Consider the following 18,567-nt stretch of genomic DNA (forward strand, 5'->3'; position numbering starts at 1 on the left):
GGAGGCGGCGATGAGCACCAATATCGTTTTCATCGGCCTGGGCAACATGGGGCTGCCCATGGCGCAAAACCTGGTGCGGGCCGGCCATGCGGTGACGGGTTTCGACTTGCTGCCGGCCAGCGTGCAGCAGTTTGCCGACGGCGGCGGCCTCGTCTCCGGCGACCAGGGCGCGGCGATAGGCCAGGCCGACATCGTCATCACCATGCTGCCGGCCAGCCGCCACGTGCTGGGCGCTTATTTGGGTAACCCTTTGGGCGACGCGGGCATCCTGGCGCAGGCGCGGCCCGGCACTCTGCTGATCGACTGTTCGACGATTTCCACCGAGGCGGCGCGCCAGGTGGGCCGCGCGGCCGAGGAGAAGGGCATGCCCATGCTGGACGCGCCGGTGTCGGGCGGCACGGCGGGCGCCACCAACGGCACCTTGACGTTCATGGTGGGCGGCGAAGAATCCGCGCTGGCGGCGGCGCGCCCCTACCTGGACGTCATGGGCAAGGCCATCTTCCATGCGGGCGGCTCGGGTTGCGGGCAGACGGTCAAGATCTGCAACAACATGCTGCTGGGGATTTTGATGATCGGCACCAGCGAGGCGATACGCCTGGGCGTGGCCAATGGCCTCGATCCGAAAGTGGTGTCGGACGTGATGGCGAAAAGCTCGGGCCGCAACTGGACCCTGGAGGTGTACAACCCGTGTCCCGGCGTGGCCGAGAACGTGCCCGCGTCGCGCGGCTACACGGGCGGCTTTGGCGTCGACCTGATGCTGAAAGACCTGGGCCTGGCCGTGGAAAGCGCGCTGGCCAGCGGCGCCTCGGTACCGCTGGGCGCCTTGTCGCGCAATCTATACAGTTTGCACAGCAAGGCGGGGGCGGGCGCGATGGATTTTTCCAGCATTTATCAGCTGCTGGGAGAGAAAGCCTAAGGCTGCTGCGCCTGCAGGGCGGCCAGTTCCGCCCTGGCTTTTTCCAGCTTGCCTTCCAGCTTGGCGATCTTCTTCGGCTCTTTATTCGCTTCCTGGGCCAGGCGCAGCGAGCGCTCCGTCTGGTTCACCTTGGCCTGCGCCTTGACGATTTTCTTGTTGTGGCGTTCGATCAGGGTACTGTCGCGGCAGTGGGCGTTGACCTCGTCGAGCGCGCGCGTCAGGCCCGCGACCTTGTCGGACAGGCCCTGTTCCTGCGCCTGCTGCAATTCGCTGCGGATGCTTTCTCGCTTGGCGGCGCAGCCGGCCAGCTGGGTGTCTGCGGCGCTGGCGCCCATGGAGGCGGCGGCGAACAGCAGGGTCAAGGCGGTTTTCGATAGAAGGTTCATGGCATTCCTGTGTCAGTGGTGGGCCCGTGCAATGTAAGCCTGCCGGCGTGCCCTGTCAAACTTCGCCTACCGTGCGCGCCTGTCCCGCATGGCATCGGCTACCATGCGTATTTTCTTCTTGTCGACACCGCCGCATGCCCACGAAATTACTATTGCTGATCCCTTTGCTATTGCCGCTGCCCGTCCTTGCCCAGACCTCGCCCACCTTGCTCGATCTGCAGCTGATCGCCATCAAGGCACGGGCCGATGCGGCCAGCCATAGCCCGGAAAGCATCGCCGAGTTTGCCGAGACCCGGCGTATGGCTGAAACGGGCGACGTGGAGGCGCAGCTGGAGCTGGCGCGCATGCTGCAGCTGGGCGTCGGCACGCCGCAAGACACGGCGCACTCGATGGCCTGGATACGCAAGTCGGCCGAAGGCGGCTACGCGCCGGCGCAATCGGCCTTGGGCCTGGCCTACACCGTGGGCGGCAAGGTGCAGATCGACCGCGTGCAGGGAGAGTACTGGCTGCGCAAGGGCGTGGCGCAGGGCGACGCGCTGGCGCAAACCATCCTGGCGCTGGAATTCATCGATGGCAGCAGCCCTGCCGAAGAACAGGCGCTGGCCATCGCATGGCTGAAGAAGGCCGCGCTCGAAGGACACTTTATTCCTGCCTATAACGCGCTCGGTGAACACCTGATGCGCGCAGCCGCCGATGAGCAGGAGCGCGGCGAGGCCTTCCGCTGGTATGACAGATCGGCGCGTGAAAAGGAGCCGGCCGGCATGCGCAACCTGGCCCGCTCGCACGAGCTGGGTCTGGGCGTGGCGCAGTCGGACAAGCTGGCCCTGGTCTGGTACGAGCGGGCGGGATGGAGCGGCGACCTGCCCGCCATGCGGCGCATGCTCGAGGTGTACGTGAAGGGTGAACTGGGACAGGCGGCGAATGCCGGAGACGCCGCCGAATGGCGCGCCAGGCTGGCGGAAAGCGAGAAGAAATGAAGACCATCGTATTGTTATTGACCCTGGCGCTGGCGCAGCCCGTGCTGGCGCAGCCTGCGCCCTCCAAAGAACCGCGCCAGCATCCGGCGCTGGCCGAATTCGATATGTCCGGCCTCGACGACATGCGCGCGAAGGTGCAGGCCGTGGTCAACCGCCCGGCCGACCTGTCGCCGGAAAAAATCGCCGCCTACGAAAAGACGCGCCGCGCCGCGCAAAAGGGCGATGCGGCCGCCCAGCTGGAGCTGGCGCAGATGCTGCACGAAGGCGAGGGCACGCCGCGCGACGTTGACGCCGGCCTGGCGTGGATGCGGAAATCGGCCGAAGGCGGCTATGGCCCGGCGCAGGCATTCCTGGGCGTCGCCTATACGCTGGGGCAGGGCATGGCGGTGGACCGCAAGCTGGGCGAATACTGGTCGCGCAAGGGCGCAGCGCAAGGCGTGGAACTGGCCAACTTCATGGTGGCCCAGCACTTTGAAAACATCCACAGCAGCCCGGCAGAACAGGCGCACGCGCTGCACTGGCTGAAGTTCTATGCCGAAAACGGCTTCATTCCCGCCTACAATGAAATCGGCTACCGGCTGATGATGACGGCGCACGATGACGCGCAGCGCAGGGAAGCGTTCGGCTGGTACATGCAGGCGGCCAAGGCGCTCGATCCGCCGGGCTTGAACAATGTGGCCTACTCGTATGAAGTGGGACAGGGCGTGCCGCAGAGCGACGAGGCGGCGCTGGGCTGGTATGAAATGGCGGCCATCGCGAAAAGCCCGCCGGGCCAGACGGGTTTTGCGCGCCTGCTGGAGCAGGGTCGCGGCGGTCCCACGCGTCAAGGGCCGGCACCCCAGCCCTTCGAGTTGTACCTGCTGGCGGCGAAGCAGGGCGACGCGGAAGCCATCGAGCGGCTGGTCAAGGTGTACGATAAGGGCGAGTTGGGGCAGGCGGCCGACCCGGCCAAGGCGGCGCTGTGGCGTGAAAAGCGCAAGTCAGCCACGCCCCCTTAAGTGGACGAGACGGGGCGGAAACGGCATGCTATCATCATTGTTATCGATAACAATATCATGAGAGACCCATGAATCCCGATTTTCGCTCCAGGGCTATGCTTGAAAAGCACATCCTGCACACGATGCATTTCTACCACCCGCGCGCGTTTGACCCGAGCGGCGGCTTTTATCACTTCTTCCTCGACGACGGCACCGTGTACGACGCTGCCACGCGCCACCTGGTCAGCAGCACGCGCTTCATCTTCAATTACGCCATGGCTTACCGCCATTTCGGCGGCGACGATTACCAGGCGGCGCTGCGCCATGGCGTGGCATTTTTGCGCGACGTGCACCGCGACCCGGACACGGGCGGCTACGCCTGGCAACTGTCGTGGAAAGACGGCGTCAAGACTGTGGAAGACGGCGCCAATCACTGCTACGGCCTGGCCTTCGTGCTGCTCGCGTATGCGCATGCCTTGCAAGCCGGCGTGACGGAAGCGCGCGCCTACCTGGACGAGACCTTCGAACTGATGGAGCAGCGCTTCTGGCTGCCCGAACACGGCCTGTATGCGGACGTGGCCAGCGCCGACTGGTCGACGCTGGACGGCTACCGTGGCCAGAACGCGAACATGCATGCGTGCGAAGCCATGCTGGCCGCGTTCGAGGCGACGGGCGAGGCGCGCTACCTGCACCGCGCGGAAACCCTGGCACACAACATCACCGTGCGCCAGGCGGGTCTGGCCAACGGCATGATCTGGGAACACTACAAGAGCGACTGGGCTATCGACTGGGATTACAACCTGCACGACAAGAGCAATATCTTCCGTCCCTGGGGCTACCAGCCCGGCCACTTCACGGAATGGGCCAAGCTGCTGTTGATCATGGAGCGCCACGCCAGGTTCATGGCCGGTCCGTCCGGCTGGCTGCTGCCGCGTGCGCGCGAACTGTACGACACGGCGCTGGCCAAGGCCTGGGATGGCGCGCATGGCGGCATCCACTACGGTTTCGGCCCGCATGGTGAAATCTGCGACGGCGACAAATATTTTTGGGTGCAGGCGGAAAGCTTCGCGGCCGCCGCCGTGTTGGCCGCGCGCACGGGCGACGACGCCTACTGGCAAAGCTACGACAAGATATGGGACTACAGCTGGAAGCATTTCGTCGACCACGAACACGGCGCCTGGTACCGCATCCTGACACCCGACAATCAGAAAATCAGCAAGGAGAAAAGCCCCGCCGGCAAGGTCGATTACCACACGATGGGCGCCTGCTATGAAGTGCTGAACGTGATCGGCGGTGCCGTATGAGCGCCGCCTTCCCGCGCGAATTTCCACAATTCGTGTCGGCCGGCGAGGCGCTGACGGACATGCTGCGCACGGGCGCGGACGCCTGGAGCAGCCAGGTGGGCGGCTCGACCTGGAACGTGGCGCGCGTGATGGCGCGCCTGGGCGTGCCCAGCGCCTTTGCCGGCGCCGTCAGCCTCGATGTCTTCGGCGACGCGCTGGCGCAAGCGACCGACGCAGCGGGCCTGGACATGCGCTTTTTGCAGCGCCGCGCGAAGTCGCCGCTGCTGGCCATCGTGCATGAACTGCATCCGCCCACCTATTACTTCATCGGCGACGACAGCGCCGACCTGCATTTCGACGCGGCGCAACTGCCTGCCGGCTGGATGCAGGGCGCGCAATGGGTGCATTTCGGCGGCATCAGCCTGGCGCGCGAACCGCTGGCGGGCAAGCTGGTGGCGTTGGCGCAGGAACTCAAGGCGGCCGGCGTGAAAATCAGCTACGACCCGAACTTCCGCATCATGATGGATGCGCGCTATGACGCCACCCTGCGCCGCATGACGGAGCTGGCCGACGTGATCAAGGTGTCCGATGAAGATCTGGCGGGCTTGTTCCGCCACGACGACATCGATGGCGCGTTTGCCATGCTGCGCGGCTGGAATCCCCACGCCACGTATTTGTATACGCGCGGGTCGCAGGGTGCGGCGCTGTACCGGGGCGAGCAGACATGGCAGGCGGCCCCGCCCGCCATCGAGGTGGTCGACTCGGTGGGTGCGGGCGACGCCAGCATCGGCGGCTTGCTGTACAGCCTGATGTACCGGCCCGATGCGGACGGCGGCCAGCACTTGCGCTTTGCCGTCGCTGCGGGCGCGGGCGCCTGCCTGGCGGCCGGCGGCTCGCCGCCTTCGGTGGACCTGGTGGAATCGCTGGCGCAGCGCACGCAGCTGCGTTAAGTCGTATGGCGCGGTGCGCCGGCAGGCAGGCGCACCACGCATATTTTTTACGCAATGCAAAAATTTATCATGGTCAGCTTGATCTGCATCGAAACGCGTTGACCTTCCCGCCAGGACTACCTTGACGTTGGCAATCCTCCTACATGCACGCCGCATGGCCCTGTCTAGAATGGGGACTTCATTGCACACCTGGAGAAAACATCATGGCCACCCAATCCCATCAGGCAGCGTCCGTTTCCCAGCAAAATGCCGGTATGCAAGACATGGATGCGATCGAACTGCTGACGCAAGATCATCAGACAGTGAAGGACTTGTTCGAACAGTACGAGGGCCTCAGCGACAGGTCGCTCGCCAGCAAACGCAAGCTGGCGCTGAAAATCTGCGAGGAATTGAGCAAGCATGCGATGGCGGAAGAGGAAATCTTTTATCCGGCCGTGCGCGACGCCAGCCGCCTGAATGAGGACCTGATCGACGAAGCCATCGTCGAACATGCCTCGGCCAAGGAATTGATCGCGCAAATCGTCGCCATGGCGCCCGGCGAAGACTTGTACGACGCCAAGGTCAAGGTCTTGTCCAGGCAGATCGATCAGCACGTACAGGAAGAGGAGGGCGAGATTTTTCCGCGCGCGCGCGAGGCGCAACTCGATCTGCTGGCCATGGGCGGCCAGATCGCGGCGCGCAAGGCGGAAATGCAAGTGCCCGGGATGCAGCCCTGAGCCTGCCTGGCCGCGTCTGACTAGCGCGCTGGCCCTGGCGACGCCCGTTACATCAAGGTAAGCGCCATCAGAGGATGCGTGGCGGGCGCCTGCTGGCGGCAGGCGGTTCGCCGCCAGCGGTGCAAGTGGTGGAATCGTTGCTGGAGCGTACGATATGGCGATGATGTGGGGATGGCGTGTCTATTCAGCGGCGCCAGGGCGCCCTTTTTGCGAGAATAGGCGTAAGATTTGCTCTCTTGCCATGTCAAGAGCCTGTTCTGGGAGTGTATTCATCCGGGGATAGGTTCGAAGTCATGCGCTGACCGATATGCCGTGCTTCCCATTGCCATGCATGGCGCCACTTGGCCGGGTCCGTGCGCTTTACAGAGCACGGGCGCTGAGAAGGAAGTCCGCATGCATATGATCTGGAAGTTTTTCAATCCCCGGAGCTTCAAATTCAAGATGACTGTGCTCGTGGGCGTACTGGTGCTGTGCGCAACGGGTTCTGTTGCGCTCACATCGCTGTCTGTCGCGCAAGGGCAGATGGTATCCGTCATCGGCAATCAGCAATATGCCTTGCTGACCAGTGCCGCGGCATATATCGACGAAGACTTGAATGCCAAGAAAGCGCTGCTCAAGGTGCTGGCGGAAGGGCTGCCTGCGGATGTGTATGAACATCCGCAGCGGATGCAGGCATTTATAGAAAATCATCCAACTCTGCGCGAGGAATTTTTCAATCTCGTCGCCTTTGATGCTACCGGGAAACTGATTGCCAGCATGAATGACCGGCGCGCGGCTGGCAAGCTCAATTTCGCTGCGCGCGAATATTTTATCGATACCGTGAAGCTCAGGGAAGGCGTGATATCGCGTCCATTCAAGAGCCAGCTGTCGGGCAAGCCCGTTGTGCTGGTAACCGAACCGATCTATGACAAAGCCGGAAAATTGCTGTATGTAATCGCTGGCGGTCTGAATTTGCAAAGCCCGACATTTTTTGGCCAGTGGGAGCAGCTCAAGCCGGGCAAGAGCGGTTATCTGTTCATGTTGACCGACGACGGCACGATACTCCACCATCCGGACCCGGCGCGCGTCCTGAAGCGGGTGCATGATGAAACGGGCGGCGCAACCCCTTCCACCTTGGCCGCATTGCGGGGATTCGACGGTTGGACGCAAGGTAAAACCAAGCTGGGCGTGCAGGCAATTATGACGTACAAGCATTTGCGCGCTGCAGATTGGATCATCGGCGCCGTCTATCCTGAAAGCGAGGCATTCACGCCGGTCACCGATATGTATGCCAAAGTCATCATTGCTTCGTCAGGCGTGGCCTTTCTGGCCAGTTGTGCCGGCTGGATCGCGGTGATGCTGCTCTTGCGTCCCTTGGGCGATCTGGGCCGGCATGTGGCGAGCATACGCTCAGGCAATGCCGATATTGCGGTGTTTGATATCGCCCGTAAAGACGAGTTTGGAAAGCTGAGCCGTGCATTCTATGCGCTGTCGCTGCAGAGGGAAGCGGCGGAAAACAACCTCGCCGCTCTGGCGCGTACTGACATGCTGACGGGCCTGCACAACAGGCGCATGTTTGACGAGGCGCTGGCCGCGGCATTGACGCGTGCGCGGCGCGCTGGCACGGGCCTGGCGCTGGCGTATCTGGATATCGACTATTTCAAAAAAATAAATGATACATATGGGCATGGTATCGGCGATCTGGTATTGATTGAATTTGCCAAACGGCTCAAAGCTTGCGTCCGGGCCTCCGACACGGTGGCCCGCCTTGCCGGCGACGAGTTTGTCATTATTTTTGAACAACTGACGGAGCAGTCCGAGCTCGCGGTACTGGGCAAGAAAATCGTGCAAGGGATGGCCGTGCACTTTGATTGCGGCGGTATCGGTCTGCATGTCACCACCAGTGTCGGCTTGGCGTTCTGCACCCGCGGCGATACGACGGCGGGGGCATTCTTGACGGCGGCCGATACGGCGCTCTACAAGGCAAAAAGCGCTGGCCGCAACGGTTATGCCGTCACTTCCATCGGCAGCCCCGCCTTGACCGAGGCGCTGTAGGGCCGGGTGCGCCGGAATGGCGGGTGGTGGCATCGCCTGTTCCGGCAGCGTCAAGGCCTGCGCTGGCCCTGTGCCGTCGGCGGCGCATAGCTGCCCGACGATGCGCGCTCTACCAGGGTAAATTCCATCAAGTGATGCGTGGCGGGCGCCGTTTCCCCGGCGCGGCGCTGGCGTATCTCGTCGATGACGAGCTTGACGGCGGCGCGCGCCATGTCGGCGATGGGCTGGTGGATGGTGGTCAGCTCGGGCCAGACGGTGCTGGCGACGGGCGTGTCGTCGAAGCCGCACACGCTTAATTGCGCCGGCACCTGCAAGCCCATGCCGTGCGCCACGGCCAGGGTAGCGGCGGCCATGTCGTCGTTGCTGGCGAAGATGGCGCTGGGATGCGGTTCGTGCGCCAGCAGCCGGCGCGCCGCGTCCAGCCCCGAACGGTACGTAAAATAGCCTTGCTCCACCCTGTGCGGCGGCACCTGCAAGCCCGCTTCCCGCATGGCGTCCTCGAAGGCCTGGCGGCGCAGCAGGGCGGGCGTGTGCGCCGGGTCGCCTTCGATGAAGCCGATGTCGCGGTGGCCCAGTGAGATCAAATGGCGCGTCATGGCCAGCGCGCCCTCGTAGTCGTCGATGCGCACGGCCGAGACGCCGGGCGAGGGGCGCGCCGTGGCCACGGCGATGGCGGGGATACCCATGGTATTGAGCTGCGCCAGCACTTCCGGTGAATCGCACAGGGGCGGCGGCACGAGGATGCCGTCCACGCCGGCCGCCACCAGGCAATCGATGCCGGCGCGCTGGCTATCGAGGTCTTCGCAGCGTTCGAGCAGCAGCTGGCCGCCGCCCTGGCGGCACTGGTCCATGGCGCCGACGAGAAATTCACTGAGGAAGGCCGCGCTGGGGTTGCTGTACAGCAAGCCGATGCGCAAGGTGCCCGTGCGGGCGGCACGGGCCGCCAGGTTGGGCTGGTAACGCAGGCTGGCGATGGCCGCCTCGACCTTGTCGCGCGTGGCCGCGCTGACGCTGGCGCGCCCGTTGATGACGCGCGATACCGTCATGGCCGAGACGCCGGCCAGGCGCGCCACGTCGTGCACGGTGGCGCCGCTGGCCGTGTCGGCGGTGGCGTGGGCGGCATGCGCCGCCTTATTCGAGGTGGCCACCGAATTTCAGCTTGCCGCTGATGCGCATGCCGTGCAGTTGGCCTTCTTCCAGTTCGGCGGCGCTGGTGCGCTGCGCCGTGTCGCGCCGCGCCAGTCCCACCGACAGGATATCGAGCATCATCAGCTGCAGCAGGCGCACGATCATGGGCACGAAATTGAGGTTGCCTTCCGGGTGGTTCAGGGTCAGCAGCACGTCGGCCAGCTTGGCCAATGGCGAACCGCTGGCCGTGATCGCCAGCACGCGGGCGCCGCAGCCCTGCGCCACCTTGACGGTACGCAGCAGGTCGGGCAGGGCGCCCGAGCGGGAAATGACCAGCGCCACGTCGCCCGGCTTAAGCATGGCGGCGCTCATTTCCTGCGCCTGCGGATCGGCAAAGAAGCTGCTGACGATGCCCAGATTGAGCAGCTTGTGCTGCATGTCGTCGGCCACCACGCGGGCGCTGCCCACGGCCAGCAATTCCACGCGCTGCGCGCCGCGCAGCAGTTCGATGGCCGCCGTCAGCGCCTTCACGTCGAGCATGTCGCGCATGGCCAGCGCGGCCGAGGCGTTATTGCCCAGCACCTTGCGCGCCAGTTCCGCGTCGGAGTCCGAAATCTCCACGTGGCAGTGCGCCACCGTGATGGCGCCGCCCGTCAGGCCGGAAGCGAGTTTTAATTTGAAATCGGCCAGGCCCTGCACGCCGATCGAGCGGCAAAAGCGCATCACGGTCGGCTGGCTCACGCCGACCCGCTGGGCGATTTCGGCGATCGGCAGGGTCAGCATGGCGTTCGGCTCTTTCAATACCCAGTCGGCCACCTTGCATTCCGATGGACTCATGCGCCCGCGCGCCTGGCGCACGGATTCGAGCACGGGCGCGCCGGTATGGGCGCGCTTGAGCTTTTGCGCCAGGATGGCGGCGATGCCCAGAAAAGTAGGCAGTTCGGCCGTGATCAGAAACGTGGGGATCTGCGCCAGGTATTCGTTCAGGCGGCCCTTTTGCTCGAAGCGGGCGCGGAACTGCGACCGTTCGAACAAAGGCCCCAGGCGCGGCACGATGCCCCCGCCTATATAGATGCCGCCCAGGGCGCCCAGGGTCATGGCCACGTTGCCGGCGATGGAGCCGAGGATGGCGCAGAAGCAGTCGACCGCTTCCAGGCACACGTCGCATTCATTGTTCAGGGCGCGGCTGGTGATGTCGGCCGCCAGCAGCGGCGGCACGTCATGCCGGCCAGCCCGGTCGGACAGGGCGCGGTAGATCAGTTCCAGCCCGCGCCCGGAGGCGAGGCGCTCGGCCGAGACGTGCGACAGTTCGCGCCAGGCGAAGGACAGCACGTCCATCTCGCGCTGGTCGCAGGGGGCGAAGCTGACGTGGCCGCCTTCGCTGCCCAGCGCGATCCAGCGGTCTTCCGCGGGGATCATGCCCGACACGCCCAGGCCCGTGCCCGAACCGAGCAAACCGATGACGCTGTCGGCGCGCGCCATGCCGCCGCCGATCTGCTGGCGCTGGTCGGGCCGCAGATAGGGCAGGGCCATGGCCAGCGCCGTGAAGTCGTTCACCACCAGCAAGGTGTCGAGGCCCAGTGCGGCGCGCATCGCCTCGATCGAGAAGAACCAGTGATGGTTCATCATGCGGATATTGTCGTCGTCGATGGGATTGGCGATGGCGATGGCCGCATGGCGCACGCGTGCCGAACCGGCGGCGCGCGCCTCGCTGCTATCCATATATGCGGTGATGGCGTCGAGCAGCGACGCGTAGTCGTCGCAGGGCAGCACGGCGACCGCTTCCAGGTGGCCCTGGCGCGTTTCCAGCACGAAGCGGGCATTGGTGCCGCCGATGTCTGCCAGCAGGCGCGGGCCTTCACTGAAACGCTCCGCTGGATCGCTGCCTGCTACTTCCATTTTTTCATCAATTTTCATGGCGGTGCTTTGTCTCGTCTGCGTGCGTGGTCGTGGCCGCGCACTGTCGTTATGGGCAAAAACCAAGGATTTTAATTCGTATACGTGCCGCGTGCCGAAAAATGCGGGATGCCTGCGCAAATGCCTGTCCAAGGTGCCAGATGCGGTGGCGCCAGCGGGAAAAACAGGGCAGTCAACTCGCCTGTCGGTACGCAAATAAAGTGTCGCAGAGTAGTCGTAGGATTACAACATAATATGTTGATATTTGTTCGTAGTATAGTTACTATGTCCCTGCTGGAAAGAATTCTGGCCAGTACATTCGGCCACGAATGACTAGATAAAAAATAACTACTGAGGAGACTTACCATGCTGCATCGCAACATGTTGAAGGCCGTGTTGAAGACACTGCCAGCTGCCATCGTCTTGGCCATCGCCAGCGGTTCCGCTGCCGCCGACCCTATGTACCCATCCGATTCCGAAGGCTTCCATGGCTACCTGCGCGCTGGCGCCGGCAGCAATACCTCGGGCGGCGGCGGTTCGCAAGGCTGCTTCGGTCTGGGCGGCAATACCATGAAATATCGTCTGGGCAATGAGTGCGACGCCTACACGGAATTCGGCTATACCAAGTCCGTCGCCCAGTCCGGCGGCGTGAACTACCTGGCCACCATCTGGGTCAACGCTTACGCGCCAAATTCCGATTTCGGCGACAACAAACTGGGCATCGTCAAGGCCTATGTCGAAGCACAGGGACTCGATTTCCTGAACGGCGGCACGGCCTGGATCGGCAAGCGCTTCTACTACCGTCCTGACATCCACATGCTGGACTTGCAGTACATCAACATGAACGGCACGGGCGCCGGCCTGGACCGCATTCCTGCCGGCCCCGGTAAATTCTCGTACGCTTTCTTCAAGGACAACGACATCAACACCGTGTCGAAGACCGGCGTCGTCAGCACCAAATCGGCCGTGCGCCAGAACTTCATCTACGGCGAGATTCCCGTCAATGAAAACGGCACCCTGGACCTGGCCGCGACCTACATCATCGGCGAAGGCAAGGACAACGACGCTTACGGCCAGAAGCACAATGGCTGGCAATTGTCGGCCTTCCACCGCCAGGCGAAAGTGTTCGGCGGCGGCAATACCTTCGGCGTGCAGTACGGCGTCGGTCCCGGCACCGGCAAGGGCGCGCAGTTCGGCGCGTCGGGCGACACCAATTTCGGTTCGGACGTGAAACGCACGCGCATCTTCAATGACATGGCGATCCAGCCGATGGCCAACTTCGGCATGGAATTCGTCGCCCTGTGGCAAAAAGACGAATCGAACGCCAACGGTTCCTCGACCTGGACCTCGGTCGGCGTGCGCCCGGTGTACGCGTTCACCAACAACTTCAAGCTGGTGGGCGAACTGGGCACGGACCGCGTGACGCAAGCGGGCGGCCTGCCGGCCAAGCGCCTGACCAAGCTGACCATCGCCCCGACGATCTCGGCCGGCCCTGGCCTGTGGTCGCGTCCTGAACTGCGCGCTTTCGTGACCTACGGCAAATGGAACGATGCGGCCACCGCCTCGGTCAATGCGTCGAACAACGGCGGCCCGATTTACAACAACAATACCAGCGGCACCTCCTACGGTTTCCAGGTGGAAACCTGGTTCTAAGTTTGCAGGCGTTGTCAGTCTAGATCAACCTGGCGCATCCTTCGCGGATGCGTTTTTGGCGCCGTCCCGTGATATAAATGCAATGTAGTCATGTCATGGATCACGGCGCCGTCTTTTCACTGAAGATGATGCCCGTTTGCAAGCGGGTCTGAGCACAAGAGCGCCGGTACAGGCGCAGATTTCACCTTTTTCGGCCCCGTATGCCGAAGCCCCCTAAAAGCTTGATCAAAAAAGGAATGTGGAGATGAAACTGAAATTCAAGATTACCCAACTGGCCGCATTGACCACCCTGGCATTTGCCGGCAGCGCCTTTGCGACCGACGTGGAAGTGTTGCACTACTGGACCTCCGGCGGCGAAGCGAAGTCCGTGGGCCAGTTGCAGCAAATCGTGAAGGAAAGCGGCTTCGGCTGGAAAGACTTCGCCGTGGCTGGCGGCGCTGGCGAAAACGCCGCGACCGCGCTGAAAACCCGCGTCATTTCCGGCAACCCGCCGACGGCTGCCCAGATCAAGGGCCCATCGATCCAGGAGTGGGGCGCCGAAGGCGTGCTGGCCAATATCGATGATGCCGCCATTCCAGGCAAATGGGATGCCGTGCTGCCGAAAGTCGTCGCCGACATCATGAAATACAAGGGCCACTATGTTGCCGCTCCCGTCAACGTCCACCGCGTCAACTGGATGTGGGTCAATCCGGAAGTGCTGAAAAAAGCCGGCGTGGCCACCACCCCGACCACCTGGGATGCGTTCTTCGACGCGGCCGAGAAGATCAAGAAATCGGGCGGCATCGCGATCGCCCACGGCGGCCAGCCTTGGCAGGACGCCACCGTGTTTGAATCCGTCGCGCTGGGCGTGGGCGGCACGGAGTTCTACAAGAAAGCCATCCTCAAGCTGGATCAGAAGGAATTGACCGGTCCGACCATGCTCAAGGTGTTCGACACCCTGGGCAAGGTGAAGACCTACATCGACAAGGATGCGGCTGGCCGCGACTGGAACCTGGCGACCGCCATGGTCATCAACAACAAGGCCGGCTTCCAGTTCATGGGCGACTGGGCCAAGGGCGAGTTCACGGCCGCCGGCAAGGTGCCGGGCAAGGACTACCTGTGCGTGGCAGCGCCTGGCACGGACAAGGCTTACACCTTCAACATCGATTCGTTTGCCATGTTCACGCAAAAGGATGCAAATGCGAAGAAAGGGCAGATCGCCCTGGCCAACGCTATCATGAATCCGAAGTTCCAGTCGATCTTCAACCTGAACAAGGGTTCCATCCCCGTGCGTTCCGGCGTATCGAAGGACAAGTTTGACGCTTGTGCCCTGAAATCGATGGAAGACATGGACGCCACCAACAAGACCGGCGGCCTGGTGCCATCGTTCGCCCACGGCATGGCCCTGCCATCGGCCACGCAAGGCGCCGTGACCGACGTCATCGCCAAGTTCATGAATACCAACATGAGCTCGAAAGACGCGGTTGCCGCGCTGGCCAAAGCGGCAAAAGTGAAGTAATCACGACGGCGCCGGCACTCCCGCCGGCGCCCGCTGCATCGCATGCATCGCAGGCGTCCGCCCTGGTTTCGGCCAGGCCGGCGCCACACGCAGTTTTTACTTCTACGGCTGTCCTATGTCCATACGCAAGCAATTCGACCGATGGATACCGCAGATGGTGCTGGGCCCCACGCTCATCGCCAGCTTGGTATTCGTCTATGGTTTTATCTTTTTGACCGGTTGGCTGTCGCTGACCGAATCGCGGCTGATGCCGAACTACGAGTTCGCCGGCCTGGTGCAATACGTCGAGCTGTTCGACAACGAGCGCTGGTGGACCTCGCTCAAGAACCTCGGCATCTTCGGTGTCCTGTTCATCGGTTGCAGCATCGCCATCGGCCTGTTCCTGGCCATCCTGCTGGACCAGAAAATCCGCGCCGAAGGCGCGCTGCGCGCCATCTACCTGTATCCGATGGCGCTGTCCTTCATCGTCACCGGCACGGCCTGGAAATGGATGCTCAATCCCAGCCTGGGCCTGGAAAAGGTCATGCACGACTGGGGCTGGACGTCGTTTACCTTCGACTGGCTGGTGAACTCCGACATGGCCATCTACACGGTGGTGATCGCCGGCGTATGGCAGTCGTCGGGCTTTGTCATGGCCCTGTTCCTGGCCGGCCTGCGCGGCATCGATGACGAAATCATCAAGGCGGCGCAAGTCGATGGCGCGTCCTTGCCGACGATCTACTGGCGCATCGTGATTCCCGCCATGCGTCCCGTGTTCTTCAGCGTGCTGCTGATCCTCGCACATATCGCCATCAAGAGCTTCGACCTGGTCATCGCATTGACGGCTGGCGGACCTGGCAATTCGTCGTCCGTGCCGGCCATCTTCATGTACCAGTTTTCCTTCACCCGCGGCCAGCTGGGCCTGGGCTCGGCATCGGCAATGATGATGCTGGCCACCATCGTGGCCGTGCTCGTGCCGCTGATGTACCTGGAAACGCGCAGCGCAAAGGCGATGAGATGACACCTACCCGCAATAATCGACTCACCCTCGGACGGGTGGTGGTATACCTGCTGCTGATTTTGTTCGCGGTGTACTACATCGTGCCCCTGTACGTGACCCTGTCGACGTCGTTCAAGTCGCTCGACGAGATCCGCAGCGGCAACCTGCTGGCACTGCCGCACGTGTGGCAGTTCGATTCCTGGGCCAAGGCCTGGTCGTCGGCCTGCACGGGCGTCACCTGCGACGGCATGCAGCCGTTCTTCTGGAACTCGATCAAGATGGTGATTCCCGCCGTGCTGATCTCGACCTTCCTGGGCGCCTTCAACGGCTATGTGTTCGCGCACTGGCGCTTCCGTGGTTCGGAAATCCTGTTTGCCGCCTTGCTGGTGGGCTGCTTCATTCCATTCCAGGTGGTGATCCTGCCGATGGCGCGTTTGCTCGGCGAATTCGGCCTGGCCAATACGACGACCGGCCTCGTTTTCGTGCACGTGGTGTACGGCACGGCCTTCACGACCCTGTTCTTCCGCAACTACTACATCGGCGTGCCGGAAGAACTGATCAAGGCGGCGCGCATCGACGGCGCCGGCTTCTTCCTGATCTTCCGCAAGATCGTGCTGCCGATTTCGGGTCCGATTTTCGTCGTCTGCATCATCTGGCAATTCACGCAGATCTGGAACGACTTCCTGTTCGGCATCGTCTTCGCCAGCGGCGATTCGCAGCCGATCACGGTGGGCTTGAACAACCTGGTCAACACGTCCACGGGCGTGAAGGAATACAACGTCAACATGGCCGCCGCGGTGATTGCCGCGCTGCCGACCCTGCTGGTCTATCTGGTCGCAGGCCGTTATTTTGTGCGCGGTCTGACCGCAGGCGCAGTCAAAGGTTAAGGAAAGAATATGTCCAGTTTATCGATACGCAGCATCCGCAAGGTGTACACGAATGGCGTCGAAGTCCTCAAGGGCATCGACATCGAGATCAAGGATGGCCAGTTCCTGATCCTCGTCGGCGGCTCCGGCTCCGGCAAGTCGACCCTGCTCAACATGGTGGCCGGCCTGGAAAGCGTCACCTCGGGCGAAATCCTCATCGACGGCAAGGTGGTCAACGACCTGCCGCCGAAGGACCGCGACATCGCCATGGTGTTCCAGTCCTACGCGCTGTACCCGTCGATGACGGTGCGCGAAAACATCGCGTTCGGCCTGAACGTGAAAAAGGTACCGAAGGCGGAGCAGGAAGAAATCGTCTCGCGCGTGGCCGAAACGCTGCAGATCACGCACTTGCTGGACCGCCGCCCGGCGCAGCTGTCGGGCGGCCAGCGTCAGCGCGTGGCCATGGGCCGCGCCATCTCGCGCAAGCCCTCGCTGTTCCTGTTCGACGAACCGCTGTCGAACCTGGACGCCAAGCTGCGCGTGGAAATGCGCGCCGAGATCAAGCTGCTGCACCAGCGCCTGAAAGCCACCATCGTCTACGTCACGCATGACCAGATCGAGGCGATGACGATGGGCGACCTGATCGCCGTCATGAAGGATGGGGTGGTGCAGCAACTGGGCACGCCGCAGGAAATCTACGACAACCCGGCGAATCTGTTCGTGGCCGGTTTCATCGGCTCGCCGTCGATGAACTTCATCACCGTCAAGCCTGTCATCGAGGGCAACGACGTGTTTGTCGCCATCGAGAACGCGGGCAAGAGCATGCGCCTGGCGCTGCCGTTCGCCGCCGACAAGCTGCGCAGCTATGCGGGCCGCGACGTGATCCTGGGCGTGCGCCCGGAGCAGATCACGGACATGAGCAGCGCGCACGGCGACGTGGGCCAGGAACTCGGTTGCCTGATCGACCTCGTCGAGCCGACCGGTCCCGATACCTTGCTGACGACGCGCCTGAACGGCGCCGCCGTGACTTGCCGCACGCATCCGCGCGAAGCGGTGCTGCCGGGGCAGACCATGCAGCTGTCGTTCAACCTGTCGAAAGCGGCCCTGTTCGACCCGGCCAACGGCGAGCGTATCGCGTAAGCGCCACCTGCCATGAAAAACGGCCCGCTTGTCCAGGTGACAGGCGGGCCGTTGTCGTTTACGCCGCCGCGCTTATTGCGCCAGCGATTTTTTATAGGCGATGGCGTGGCGCAGCTTGCCCTTTTCGCCGATCAGCTCATCGAACGCTTCCCCGTTGACTTCCCGCAGGGCGCCCAGTTCGCGCGCGCTCTTGCCGCCGCTGACGCTGTCGCCGGGCCGCAGCGCCGCCATTGCCTGCGCGGCCAGCAGGATCGCATTGGCATACGCGACCGGATCGCGCAGGTCGACACGCGCCAGGTCCAGCGCGGGCATGCGGCGCAGCCAGTCGGCCCAGTAAAACTCGAGAAATTCCGTGGCGTGCTCTGGCGGCTCGTAGCCGATCCCGCGCGTAAAATAGACGAGCGAGCGGTACGGGTCGTCGCCCAGCGATGCGAGACCGATGGCGGGCGGCAGCTGCTGCGGCGTGATGGCCTGGTTGCGGCCGTTCTTCAGCCAGACCTTGTTTTCTGCGCGCATGCGGGTCCAGAAGGCCGCGTCGTCCAGCGCGCTGAAATTGTCGCTGACCTTGACCCAGACCTGCAATTGCTGATTGCGTCCGCCATCGGCTTCCCGGAAGGCGGAAAACGTGTGGTGGCCATCGGTCAGGTACACGATGCCGCGCGGGCCGATGACGACGGTCTTCATGTCGTCCGGGCGACTGCCCACGGCCGCCTTGCAGCGGTAGCCGGCCGGCGGCGCGGCCAGGGTGGCGCCGGCCACGTTGGCCGTGCCGGGCAAGACGTCGCCCTGGCCATTGGCCTCGCACAGGTCGGCAAATTTCCTGGGCTTGGCGATGTCCGCGATGTGCTTTTCTTCGGCCGCATAGCGTCCCAGCTTGTAGTACACCTGGTCGTAGCCGATGGCCGGTTGGGTCGGATGCAGTTCATCGAGGCGCACCTGCAGGATGCGCGGATGGGCGGCGCTGCCCGCCACGGTGGACATCAGCGCCTGCTGGCGCGCGCTGAGGGCGGGCGCGACGGCGGCATCGCGGGACCATGCCATGCTGGCGAAAGACAGGGCCAGCGCGGCGGCGGCCCGGGGGAATGCGGCGTGCATGCGACCTCCGAAGTGAGCGGTATGGCGTGCAGCATAGCGCGGCACGCGATTTCGCACAGTCCGACAGGCGCAT

Annotated in this window: 16 protein-coding genes; 12 read left to right on the forward strand and 4 right to left on the reverse strand. The window is 63.3% G+C overall.

Features of this window, described 5'->3' with window-relative positions; translation table 11 throughout:
- Positions 1 to 10: 10 nt before the first annotated feature.
- Positions 11 to 916: a 3-hydroxyisobutyrate dehydrogenase gene (mmsB, locus tag AC3RCG_RS12350; RefSeq protein ID WP_099408611.1), complete on the forward strand. Its 906-nt coding sequence runs from the start codon at positions 11 to 13 to the stop codon at positions 914 to 916.
- On the opposite strand, the gene AC3RCG_RS12355 is transcribed toward mmsB, so the two are convergent.
- Positions 913 to 1,302 carry a DUF1090 family protein gene (locus tag AC3RCG_RS12355; protein WP_099408610.1) on the reverse strand — a complete coding sequence of 130 codons (390 nt, stop codon included), beginning with the start codon at positions 1,300 to 1,302 and terminating at the stop codon, positions 913 to 915. The genes mmsB and AC3RCG_RS12355 overlap by 4 nt on opposite strands.
- Before the next feature lie 134 nt (positions 1,303 to 1,436).
- Here AC3RCG_RS12355 and AC3RCG_RS12360 point away from each other — a divergent pair, with 134 nt between their 5' ends.
- The 6 genes from AC3RCG_RS12360 (at position 1,437) to AC3RCG_RS12385 (ending at position 8,239) form a co-directional block, all read left to right on the forward strand.
- Complete coding sequence (locus tag AC3RCG_RS12360) at positions 1,437 to 2,279, forward strand: tetratricopeptide repeat protein (RefSeq protein ID WP_492403804.1); 843 nt, start codon at positions 1,437 to 1,439, stop codon at positions 2,277 to 2,279.
- Complete coding sequence (locus AC3RCG_RS12365; RefSeq protein WP_492403802.1) at positions 2,276 to 3,277, forward strand: tetratricopeptide repeat protein; 1,002 nt, start codon at positions 2,276 to 2,278, stop codon at positions 3,275 to 3,277. Before AC3RCG_RS12360 ends, AC3RCG_RS12365 begins: the two co-directional genes overlap by 4 nt.
- A gap of 68 nt (positions 3,278 to 3,345) precedes the next feature.
- Complete coding sequence (locus tag AC3RCG_RS12370) at positions 3,346 to 4,560, forward strand: AGE family epimerase/isomerase (RefSeq protein WP_492403800.1); 1,215 nt, start codon at positions 3,346 to 3,348, stop codon at positions 4,558 to 4,560.
- On the forward strand, positions 4,557 to 5,489 hold the full coding sequence (locus AC3RCG_RS12375) for a carbohydrate kinase family protein (RefSeq protein ID WP_492403798.1): 933 nt from the start codon (positions 4,557 to 4,559) through the stop codon (positions 5,487 to 5,489). Before AC3RCG_RS12370 ends, AC3RCG_RS12375 begins: the two co-directional genes overlap by 4 nt.
- Positions 5,490 to 5,752: 263 nt before the next feature.
- On the forward strand, positions 5,753 to 6,205 hold the full coding sequence (locus AC3RCG_RS12380) for a hemerythrin domain-containing protein (protein ID WP_492404020.1): 453 nt from the start codon (positions 5,753 to 5,755) through the stop codon (positions 6,203 to 6,205).
- A 393-nt stretch (positions 6,206 to 6,598) separates the two neighbouring features.
- The gene (locus AC3RCG_RS12385) at positions 6,599 to 8,239 is read left to right on the forward strand and encodes a diguanylate cyclase domain-containing protein (protein WP_492403796.1); all 1,641 of its coding nucleotides are present in this window, start codon (positions 6,599 to 6,601) and stop codon (positions 8,237 to 8,239) included.
- A 50-nt stretch (positions 8,240 to 8,289) separates the two neighbouring features.
- Here the strand turns inward: AC3RCG_RS12385 and AC3RCG_RS12390 are convergent, their stop codons facing one another.
- Positions 8,290 to 9,387 carry a LacI family DNA-binding transcriptional regulator gene (locus AC3RCG_RS12390; RefSeq protein WP_492403794.1) on the reverse strand — a complete coding sequence of 366 codons (1,098 nt, stop codon included), beginning with the start codon at positions 9,385 to 9,387 and terminating at the stop codon, positions 8,290 to 8,292.
- A complete protein-coding gene (locus AC3RCG_RS12395) occupies positions 9,371 to 11,284 on the reverse strand; it encodes a glucokinase (RefSeq protein WP_326457350.1) in 1,914 nt (637 codons plus the stop codon). The genes AC3RCG_RS12390 and AC3RCG_RS12395 overlap by 17 nt, the downstream gene beginning before the upstream one ends.
- 345 nt (positions 11,285 to 11,629) lie before the next feature.
- Here AC3RCG_RS12395 and AC3RCG_RS12400 point away from each other — a divergent pair, with 345 nt between their 5' ends.
- From AC3RCG_RS12400 to AC3RCG_RS12420, 5 genes are all read left to right on the forward strand, one after another.
- Positions 11,630 to 12,916, forward strand: coding sequence for a maltoporin (locus AC3RCG_RS12400; RefSeq protein ID WP_083287142.1), 1,287 nt, complete (start codon positions 11,630 to 11,632; stop codon positions 12,914 to 12,916).
- A gap of 244 nt (positions 12,917 to 13,160) precedes the next feature.
- Complete coding sequence (locus AC3RCG_RS12405) at positions 13,161 to 14,414, forward strand: ABC transporter substrate-binding protein (RefSeq protein WP_035817882.1); 1,254 nt, start codon at positions 13,161 to 13,163, stop codon at positions 14,412 to 14,414.
- 115 nt (positions 14,415 to 14,529) lie between these two features.
- Entirely contained in the window at positions 14,530 to 15,414 is an 885-nt protein-coding gene (locus AC3RCG_RS12410; RefSeq protein WP_010397323.1) for a carbohydrate ABC transporter permease, read from the forward strand.
- The gene (locus AC3RCG_RS12415; protein WP_070290751.1) at positions 15,411 to 16,280 is read left to right on the forward strand and encodes a carbohydrate ABC transporter permease; all 870 of its coding nucleotides are present in this window, start codon (positions 15,411 to 15,413) and stop codon (positions 16,278 to 16,280) included. The genes AC3RCG_RS12410 and AC3RCG_RS12415 overlap by 4 nt, the downstream gene beginning before the upstream one ends.
- 9 nt (positions 16,281 to 16,289) lie before the next feature.
- Positions 16,290 to 17,399 carry an ABC transporter ATP-binding protein gene (locus AC3RCG_RS12420; RefSeq protein WP_070218108.1) on the forward strand — a complete coding sequence of 370 codons (1,110 nt, stop codon included), beginning with the start codon at positions 16,290 to 16,292 and terminating at the stop codon, positions 17,397 to 17,399.
- Between the two features lie 72 nt (positions 17,400 to 17,471).
- On the opposite strand, the gene AC3RCG_RS12425 is transcribed toward AC3RCG_RS12420, so the two are convergent.
- The gene (locus AC3RCG_RS12425; protein ID WP_139143656.1) at positions 17,472 to 18,494 is read right to left on the reverse strand and encodes a ParB/Srx family N-terminal domain-containing protein; all 1,023 of its coding nucleotides are present in this window, start codon (positions 18,492 to 18,494) and stop codon (positions 17,472 to 17,474) included.
- Positions 18,495 to 18,567: the final 73 nt, after the last annotated feature.

The organism is Janthinobacterium sp. GW823-FHT01H08, from assembly GCF_058797855.1.